The organism is Streptomyces zinciresistens K42 (assembly GCF_000225525.1).
Taxonomy (GTDB): Bacteria; Actinomycetota; Actinomycetes; order Streptomycetales; family Streptomycetaceae; genus Streptomyces; species Streptomyces zinciresistens.
In genome coordinates, this window is sequence record NZ_AGBF01000066.1 from 21,519 (window position 1) to 31,219 (window position 9,701).

Genomic DNA, 9,701 nt, shown 5'->3' on the forward strand with positions numbered 1-9,701 from the left:
CTTCACTGCGGCTCATTCCAAGAACCCACTTGAGTAGGTCAGCCCACGCAGAGGCGACCGCTTTTCCATTCGTGGTGATCGGGCGGATCCGCCTCAGCACTTCCGACAGGGAGGAATAGCCGTGCCGTCAGTGGTTCCTGTTCGCGGCGACGAGATGACCGAGGAATTCATCAGTTTCGCGCCACGTCTTTACCGTGAGCTCGGCGATGACCAATGGGTTCCCCCGCTGTCCTCGGACGTCCGCCGTTTCATGGACGCGTCGGTCAACCCGTACTTCGCGGAGGCGGAGATCGAGCACTTCCTCGCGCTCGGCCCCGGCGGCAGGACCCTCGGCCGCGTCTCCGCCACGGTCGACCCCGCCTACGTGGAGCGCTTCGGCAAGACCGGCTTCTTCGGCTGGTTCGAGTGCGTGGACGACCCCGGGGTCGCCGCGGCGCTGCTGCGCACCGCCGAGACCTGGGTCGCCGAGCGCGGCATGGACCGGGTCGCCGGCCCCTACTCGTACTGCGCGACGCAGGAGTTCGGGCTGCTGGTCGGGGGGTACGGCGACCGGCCCGCCGTCTTCCAGCCGCACAACCCGCCCTACTACCGCCGGCTCCTGGAGGACGCGGGCTACGGGCCCGACTTCCGTACCGACACCTTCAGTTGGTACGGCGAGCGCGAGGCCGGCCGGATGGACCCGCTGGTCCGCCGGGGCGAGGAGCTGTGCGAGAAGCTCGGCCTGACCGTGCGGGACCTGGACCCGGAGCGCTGGGACAGCGAGGTCGACCTCGTCCAGGAGCTGCTGGCCGCGTCCTTCGCCGACAACCACGACATGGTCCCGATCAGCAGGCCCGTCCTGCGCTTCCAGCTGGACGAGCTGCGCGAGCTCATCGACCCGCGCCTGACCCGCATCGTCGAACACGGCGGCCGGGCCGTCGCCTTCAGCATGCTCGCGGCCGACGGCAACGAGCTGCTGAAGGTGGCGGACGGCACGGTCACCGACGAGTTCGCCGCCCGCTACGAGGAGCTCAAGGCCGGTATCCGCGGCACCGTGGTGCTGATGATGGGCGCCCGCCCCGAGTGGGCGGGCCGCGGCGTGGGCCGGATTCTGGTCGGCGAGATCGCGAAGGTCGTCAGGGGCGACATCGGCTCGTACCGCGACATGCACACGACGTGGATCCACGAGCACAACTGGCAGAGCAGGGCCTATCTGGCGCATGCCAGGACCGGCCCGGCGCGCACCTACGCCGTCTACGGAAAGGACATCGCGCTGTGACCCGCGTGCTGATCACAGGAGCCTCCGGAAGCCTCGGCTCCGCCTTCGCCCGTCATCTCATCGAGTCCGGCGCGGACGTCGTCTGCATGCTCCGCCCCGGCGAGGGACCGGGCGGCCTGGAACACCATCTGCACCGCTGCGAGATCCGCCGGGGCGACGTCACCGACCCCGCCTCCCTGGAGACGGCTCTCCAGGGCGTCGACGAGGTCTACCACTTCGCCGGCATCGCCATCACGCTCAACAAGCTGCACCCCCTCATGGAGCAGGTCAACGTCGAGGGCTGCGCGAACCTGGTCAGGGCCGCGCGCACGGCCGGGGTGCGCCGCATCGTGCACGCCTCCTCCATCTCCGCCATCGGCTACCCGCCGCCCGGTGAGATCGCCGACGAGCACTTCGACATCTCCCGCTCCAGCTGCGTCAACAGCTACATGATCACCAAGCGGGCCGGCGAGCGGGAGCTGCTGCGCGGCTGGCGCCAAGGCGGTCCGGAGGTCGTGATCGTCAACCTCAGCGCCTGCATCGCCCCCTACAGCGACCGCCGTTACGGCTGGGCCATGCTCATCGAGAGCGCCCGGCAGAACAAGCTGGTCGCCTATCCCCTGGGCGGCGCCGCCTTCACCTCGGTCGAGGACATGAACTTCGGGATGCGCGCCGCGATGGAACGCGGTGAGCCGGGCGCGCGCTACATCGTCTCCTCGGTGAACCTCACCTACCGCGAACTGTTCCACCAGGTGGCCGAGGTCGTGGGCTGCGCGCCGCCCAGGCGGGCGGTGCCCGACTCGGTGGTGCGGGCCGCGGGGCGGGTCGGCGCGGTGGTGGCCGCGCTGCGCAGGGACCCGATGCGCTCGCCGTTCCTCGTCCCGGAGAACGCCGCGCTGTCGGTCAACCGGCTCTTCTACCACACCGGCCGGGCCCAGCGCGAGCTCGGGTTCCGCCCGACCTCGCTGCACGACTCCATCGCGGCCGTCGACAGCTGGCTGACCGAGCTGGAGGTCGACGGGCTGATAGGCGCCCTGGGAACCGAAGGGAGGCGGGGCAGTGCCCTCCGCAGCGTTGCAGACCCCCACTGAGCACCTGACCCTGGGACATGCCCTCGCCTCCCACGCGGAGCGGCTGTCCGCGACCACGGCCCTCGTGTACGGCCGTCCCGACGGGGGCCAGGACCGGCGCAGCTACGCCGAGTTGTACGCCCAGGCCGCCGCGATCGGCGCGGCCCTGCACGACCTGCCCGCGCGCACCCACGACCGGCCCTTCGTCCTGATCGCGCTGCCCGACGGCGTGGACTACGTGGCGTCGTTCTTCGGCTCCGTGCTGGCGGACACCGTGGCCGTCACGTTCCATCCCCCGCTGATGTCGACCACCCGGGCGGGCCGGGCGTGGGACCACCGCCTGGAGCAGATCCTGCGCGACTGCGAGCCCTCCGCCGTCATCACGACGCCCGAACTGCACACGCGGGTACGGGCCGTCGCCGGGGCCGCCGCACTGGCGCCGCTGGTGCTCGCGCCCGAGGACGTCGGCTGGGACGCCGGCGCCGAGGCGGGCCCGGTGCGCACCCGCCCGCACCATCTGGCGCTGCTCCAGTACACCTCGGGCTCCACGTCGAGCCCCAAGGGCGCGATGGTGTCGCACGCCAACCTCGCGCACAACATCGCCCACATCCGGCGCAACCTCTCCACCGGGCCCGGCCAGTCGGCGGCGGGCTGGCTGCCGCTCTTCCACGACATGGGCCTGATCGGCATGGTCTGCCACCCGCTGACCGCCGGCATGAGCCTGCACATGTCGACGCCGACCGGCTTCCTGCGCAACCCCCTCGGCTGGCTGAGGACCCTGAGCGAGACCCGGTCCACCTTCACCATCGCCCCGGACTTCGGCTACGCGACCGCCGTGCACAAGGTGCCCGAGGAGCGGCGCGCGGGCCTGGACCTGTCGGGGCTGCGGCACGCGCTCAACGGCGCCGAACCGGTGCGCCGCAGGACCGTCACGGCGTTCACCGAGGCGTACGCGCCCCACGGCTTCCACCCCCACGCGCTGATGCCGGTCTACGGCCTGGCCGAGGCGACGCTGGTCGTCACCTGCCTGGACCGGCAGGCACCGCCCGCGCTCCACGAGGCCGACCGGCGCACGCTCGGCGGCGCCGCCCCGCGGTCCGGGGACTTCCGGGCGGGCACCGCGCGCACCGAGCTGGTGGGCTGCGGGAGCGCCATCGCCCCGGACACGGAGGTGGCCGTGGTCGACCCGCGGACCTCCCGCCGGCTCCCCGCCGGCGAGATCGGCGAGATCTGGATCAGCGGCCCCGGTGTCGCGGGCGGCTACTGGGGGCGCGAGCAGGCCAGCCGGGAGACCTTCGGCGCGACGGTCGACGAACCCGGCTCCCCCGCACGCCGCTTCCTGCGCACCGGGGACCTCGGGATCTGGCACGAGGGCCAGCTCCGCGTCGCCGGCCGCATCAAGGACGTGATCATCCACCGCGGCACCAACCACCATCCGCAGGACCTGGAGGCGACCGCCGAGGGCTGCCACCCGCAGGTGGCGCGGGCCGTCGCGTTCGCGGTCCGCGACGAGGACGACCAGGACGAACAGGTCGTGCTCGCCTGCGAACTGCACGCGTACGGCGGCTCGGACCACGCCGGCGTCCTCACGGCGCTGCGCACGGCCGTCCTGGAGGAGCACGGCATCGCCCCGGCGGCGGTCGCGGTCGTCCAGACCGGCGCGGTGCCCCGCACGACCAGCGGAAAGCTCCGGCGGGCCGAGGCCGCGCAGCGGTGGAGCGCGGGCGAGTTCAGGACGGTGGCCCTCTGGCACCGGGGAGCGACGAGCAAGGGAGGACGGCGTTGACCGCCGAGGCACCCATCACCCAGCGCGCCATCTCGGCCGTGGTCCAGGCGTCGATCGCCAGCGAACTGGGCCTGCCCGAGGAGGAACGGGTGGACCGCCGGACCGCGTTCGTGGATCTGGGACTGGACTCCGCCGCTCTGATCGGCCTGGCGGGCGCGGTCACCGAGGAGCTGGGGTTCGAGGTGCCCACCGAGTGGCTCTTCGACCACCCCACCGTCCACAGCCTGTCGGCGTTCCTCGCCGACGCGCTCGCCGCACCGGAGCCCGCCCGTGGCTGAGGTGGGCGGGGACGGCGCGGTCGCCGTCGTGGGACTCGGCTGCCGGGTCCCCGGCGCCGACACCGTCGAGGCACTGTGGCGGCTGCTGGACGAGCGCCGGGACGAGATCACCCCGGTGCCCGCCGGACGCGAGTCGCTGCACCGTGCGGTGACCGCGGCCGGTGCGGGCGCCACGGGCGCCGGCTGGGGCGGCTTCGTCGCGGGGCTGGAGAGCTGGGACCCCGGCTTCTTCGGCATCTCGCCCAGCGAGGCCGCCCGCATCGACCCCCAGCAGGCGCTCGCCCTGGAGGTCGCCTGGCGGGCCCTGGAGTCCGCCGGCGTCGTCCACGACGACCTGCTCGGCAGCCGTACCGGGGTCTTCCTCGGGCAGGCCACGCACGACCACGCGATGCTCCTGGGCGGGCGGTCCGCGCACGAGGCGCAGGGCCCGTACACCAACCCCGGCCTCTCGCACGCCATCACCGCCAACCGCCTCTCCTACCTGTGGGACCTGCGGGGCCCCTCGCTGACCGTCGACACCGCCTGCTCCTCCTCGCTCGTCGCCGTGCACCTCGCCGTGCGCAGCCTGCTCTCGGGCGAGTGCGACCGCGCGGTGGCGGGCGGCGTCAACGCCCTGCTCTCCCCCGTGCCGCAGCTGGGCGCGGCCGGTCTGACCGCGCTGGCCGCGGACGGCCGCTGCCGCACCTTCGACGCCTCGGGCCAGGGGTACGTACGCTCCGAGGGCGCGGGGGCCGTCGTACTGCGCCGGCTGGCGGACGCCCTCGCCGCGGGCGAGCACGTGCACGCCGTGATCACCGGGTCGGGCGTCAACCAGGACGGACGGACCAACGGGCTCACCGCGCCCAGCGGCCGGGCGCAGACCGAGCTGATGGCGCGTACGCTGCGGCAGGCCGGGGTGACGTCCGCGACGGCCCTCGGCTACGCCGAACTGCACGGCACCGGCACCCCGCTCGGCGACCCCATCGAGGGCCGGGCGCTGGGCGCGGCCCTGGACCAGGCGGTCGGCGCGGACAGGCCGCCGCTGCCGGTCGGGTCGGTCAAGGCGAACATCGGCCACCTGGAGGCGGCGGCCGGCGTGCTGGGCCTGATCAAGGCCGCGCTGGTGCTGCGGCACGGCGTCGTGCCCGGCAATCCGCATCTGCGGGAGGTCAACCCGCGTATCGACCTGGACGGCTTCGGCCTGTCGATGTCGGCCGCCCACACCCCGCTGCCGGCGCGGGCCGGCGCGGTCACCGTCAGCTCCTTCGGTTTCGGAGGCACCAACGCGTGCGTCGTACTCGCCCGCGCGCCGCGGCGGCCGTGCCCCGGGCAGGACGGCGCGCGGGAGGACTCCGGCCCCGTCGTCCTCGCGCTGTCGGCCCGCAGTGCCCGGTCGCTGGCGGTGACGGCCGGCGACTGGGCGCAGTGGCTGGAGTCCCTGGAGGACTGGGCGGACGTCCGGCGTGCCGCACGCGCCGCGTCCGCGCACCGCACGGCCTTCGAGTGGCGTGCCGCGGTGGCCGCGGCCGACCGGGGGGAACTGCGGGAGCGGCTGGCCGAGTTCGCGGACGGCACCCGCGGCGCCCGGGAGACCCGGACCGCCGGGCCCCCGTCGGTGGGGTTCGTGTACTCGGGGCACGGGTCGCAGTGGGAGGGCATGGGCCGCGAACTGCTGCGCCGCTGCCCGCCCTTCGCACGGCGGGTGCGCGAGGCCGACGCCGTCCTCGCGCCGATGCTCGGCTGGAGCCCCCTCGCGGCGCTGGAGGGCACCGCGCCCGCGGACCTCGACGACATCTGCGTCGCGCAACCCCTCATCTTCACGGTCCAGTTGGCCCTCACCGCGCAACTGGCCGACCTCGGGATCCGGCCCGCCGCCGTGGCCGGTCACAGCATGGGCGAGCTGAGCGCCGCCGTCGTCGCCGGGCGGCTCGGACTGGCCACCGCCTGCCGGGTGCTGCGGGCCCGCAACGACGCCGTCGCGGCGGCGCGCGGCACCGGCGGCATGGCCGTGGTGGAGGCGGGCGCGCGGGAGGCCGCCGAGATCCTGGCCGGGCTCGGCAGCCCGGTCACGGTGGCGGCGGACAACAGCCCCCGCTCCTGCGTGCTGTCCGGGCCCGGCGAGGCGCTGGACGCCGCGCTCGACGCGTTCGGGCGCCAGGGACGCGACACCCGCCGCGTCAAGGTCGACTACCCCTCCCACGGCCCGCTCATGGAAGGCCCCGCCGAGCAACTCGGGCGGGTGCTGGGGACGGTGGAGGCACCCGGGCGCGGTTGCGGGCCGGCGTTCTACTCGTCCGTGCTCGGCCGGCTGCACGACGCGCCCCTGGACGCGGGGTACTGGCTGGACAACCTCACCCACCCGGTCCGCGCCCGGGAGGCGGTCACCGCCATGGCGGACGACGGCGTCACCCATGTGCTGGAGATCAGCCCGCATCCGGTGCTGCTCGTGGCGCTGCGGGAGTCCCTCATGGCCCTGGGCGAGGGGGCGGTGGCGCTGCCCACCGGCCACCGCGAGCAGCGCGGGGACCTCGGGCTGCGCGATGTGGAGGCGGCCCTGTTCGAACACGGCCTGCACCTGCGGGCGGACGCCGACGCGGCGACCCGCGCCTGGGCCGACCGGCTGCCGGTGCACCCCTTCCACCGCACTCCGGTCTACCGGGCTCCCGAGGCCGTGCCGGGCGGGCGCGCGGGCGGCTCCGGTCCCGGTGTCCTGACCGAGGCGTCCTTCCAACCGGGCACGTTTCTCGGGGAGTTCACCCTGCCCGAGCCCCGCGAGGAGCATCTGGTGGCGGGCGAGCCCGCGGTGTCCGTCACGGAGCTCGTGGCGGCGGCCCTGCGGGCGGCGCGCGAAGCCGGCGTCGAGGACGCCGAGTTCGTGCAGGACCTGGAGATGCACCGGCCGCTGCCCGCCGACCCGGACGCGGCCCGGCAGGTCGTCGTCCACCTGGGCGGCGGCGGGGCACGGCCCGCGCGGTCCGCCGCGGTGCGCTTCCTGCACCGCCGCTCCGGCGGGTGGACGACCGCCGCGTCCTGCACGGTCGGCGTCCGGCCGCCCGCGCCGCTCGCGGAGATCGACTCCGCCGTCCGCTGCGAGGTGAGCGTGCCCGCTCTCCCGCCGACCGCCTCGCCCGCGTCGTCGGCCGGTGTGCTGGACCGCGCCCTGCCCGAGGTGGCGCGGGCGCTGCTGGCCGGCCGGCCGGGCCTGGACCCGGACCGGACGGCCGTCACGCGGGTCGGCGCGGTCCGGGTGACCGCCGAGGCGTGGACGGCGGACAAGGCCGTGGCGCGGGGACGGCTGCGGGAGTGCGACGGGGAGGTGGTCATGGATCTGGCGTTCGTCTCCACGGCGGGCAGTCTGCTCGCCCAGGTGCAGCACATGGCACTGGCACAGCTGTCGGGGCGCGGCGGCGACGATCCGCAGGACCGCGTCGCCGACCCGGACGAACGGGCCGGTTCCGGCGGCGGGTTGAGGCGGACCCTGTTCGCGCTCCCCACGGAGGCGGAGCGCCGGCAGGCGCTGGGCGGCTGGCTGCGCGGCGTGCTGGGCGGCATCCTGCCGAACGGCCTGCGCGAGGACGCGGCGGACGACCTGCCCTTCGCCGAGATGGGGCTGGAGTCGCTGATGGGCGTGGAGCTGCGCAACCGGCTGGAGAAGGAACTGGACATCCGGCTCTCGGCCACCCTGGTGTGGGCCCACCCCACCATCGGGCAGCTCACCGACGCCCTGCTCGGGCGCGTCGTCCAGGGCGCGGAGCAGGTCCGGCAGGCCGCGCCCGCGGCACCGGAGGCGACGGGTGCTGCGGGGGCGTCCGGCTCCGACGCCCTGAGCCAGTTGCTGGCGGAACTCGACGGCCGGCCACGGGGGAAGGCATGAACACCGACACCACGACCGATCAGGCCCTGCTGCGCGCCGCGGAGACCATCCGCTCGCTGCGCTCCCGTGTCGACGCGCTGGAAACGCGGCTGCGCCCCGAGCCGGTCGCCGTCGTCTCCTCGGGCTGCCGTCTGCCCGGCGGCGTCGAAAACCCGGAGGACTACTGGGAGTTGCTCGCCGAGGGCCGCGACGCGGTACGGCCGCTGCGCGGCGAGCGCTGGAGCGGCATCGACTTCGGCGGGCTGGACGACCCCGGGTTCGCCCGGCTCAGCCAGTACGCCGGGCAGATCGACGACGTCGCGGGCTTCGACGCGGCCTTCTTCGGAATCGGCGACGCCGAGGCCGAGTTGCTGGACCCGCAGCAGCGCGTCCTGCTGGAGATCGCCTGGGAGTGCCTGGAGCGGGCCGGCTGGCAGGCCCGCGACCTGAGCGGAACCGCCACCGGTGTGTTCGTCGGCGTCGGCCACCAGGACTACCTGCTGACCTCGCTCGCCGCCCGCGACGACATCGGCAGCAGGCTCTCCACCGGCAGCGGGGCGCGGAGTCTGATCGCCAACCGGCTCAGCTACGAGTTCGGTCTGCGCGGTCCCAGCATGGCGGTGGACACCGCGTGCTCCTCCTCGCTCGTCGCCGTCCATCTCGCCTGCCAGGCCCTGCGGTCCGGCGGCTGCGACCGGGCGCTGGCCGGCGGTGTCAACCTCATCCTGTCGCCGCTGTCCACCACGATGACCGGGCGGGCGCTGCCGCTGGCCCCCGACGGGCGCACCAAGGCGCTGGCGGCCGACGCCGACGGCATGGTGCGCGGCGAGGGCGCCGCGCTGGTGGTGCTGCGGCGGCTGTCGGACGCACTCGCGGACGGCGACCCGATCGAGGGCGTGATCCTCGCCGACGCCACCAACCAGGACGGCCGCACCAACGGCCTCACGGCGCCGTCGCCGGTCGCCCAGGAGCAGTTGATGCGGCGGGTGCTGGACGCCTCCGGGCTCGGCGCGGGCGAGGTGACGATGGTCGAGATGCACGGCACCGGGACACCGCTCGGCGACCCCATCGAGTACGAGGCCGTGCGCGCGGTCTACGGGGGACGCGGCGCCCAGGACCCGGCCTGCTGGCTCGGCTCGGTCAAGGCGAACCTGGGGCACCTGGAGTCGGCCGCCGGCGTCGCCTCGCTGATCAAGGTGCTCGGGGCGCTGCGCGCCGGCCTGCTGCCGGAGCAGATCAACCTCAAGGAGGTCAATCCCTTCATCGAGCTGGAGGGCGAGCGCTTCGGCATCCCGCGCCGCACGGAGCCGTGGCAGCCGCCCGAGCAGCGGTACGCCGCCGTCAGTTCCTTCGGCTTCGGCGGCACCAACGCGCATCTGATCGTCGCCCACCCCGACGCCGTACCGGCCGTGCGCGCGCACCGGCGCGCGGCGGCGGCCCCGGCCGGTCCGGAGGCCGCGGAGGGGCCCGTCCTGCTGCCGGTCTCGGCCCGTTCCGG

General features: G+C 74.7%; 6 protein-coding genes. All 6 read left to right on the forward strand.

Going from position 1 to position 9,701, the window contains the following annotated elements:
- Window positions 1–121: 121 nt before the first annotated feature.
- On the forward strand, window positions 122–1,258 hold the full coding sequence (locus tag SZN_RS41470; RefSeq protein WP_208865821.1) for a hypothetical protein: 1,137 nt from the start codon (window positions 122–124) through the stop codon (window positions 1,256–1,258).
- The gene (locus SZN_RS19185; protein ID WP_007497517.1) at window positions 1,255–2,328 is read left to right on the forward strand and encodes an SDR family NAD(P)-dependent oxidoreductase; all 1,074 of its coding nucleotides are present in this window, start codon (window positions 1,255–1,257) and stop codon (window positions 2,326–2,328) included. The genes SZN_RS41470 and SZN_RS19185 overlap by 4 nt, the downstream gene beginning before the upstream one ends.
- A complete protein-coding gene (locus SZN_RS19190; RefSeq protein ID WP_167546318.1) occupies window positions 2,312–4,093 on the forward strand; it encodes a fatty acyl-AMP ligase in 1,782 nt (593 codons plus the stop codon). Before SZN_RS19185 ends, SZN_RS19190 begins: the two co-directional genes overlap by 17 nt.
- Complete coding sequence (locus SZN_RS41475) at window positions 4,090–4,371, forward strand: acyl carrier protein (protein ID WP_007497519.1); 282 nt, start codon at window positions 4,090–4,092, stop codon at window positions 4,369–4,371. Before SZN_RS19190 ends, SZN_RS41475 begins: the two co-directional genes overlap by 4 nt.
- Window positions 4,364–8,224 (forward strand): type I polyketide synthase, encoded by a 3,861-nt coding sequence (locus SZN_RS19200; RefSeq protein ID WP_007497521.1) that lies wholly within the window; start codon window positions 4,364–4,366, stop codon window positions 8,222–8,224. Before SZN_RS41475 ends, SZN_RS19200 begins: the two co-directional genes overlap by 8 nt.
- Window positions 8,221–9,701: beta-ketoacyl [acyl carrier protein] synthase domain-containing protein (locus SZN_RS19205; protein ID WP_007497523.1), on the forward strand; the 1,481-nt coding region annotated here is incomplete at its 3' end. The genes SZN_RS19200 and SZN_RS19205, both read left to right, overlap by 4 nt.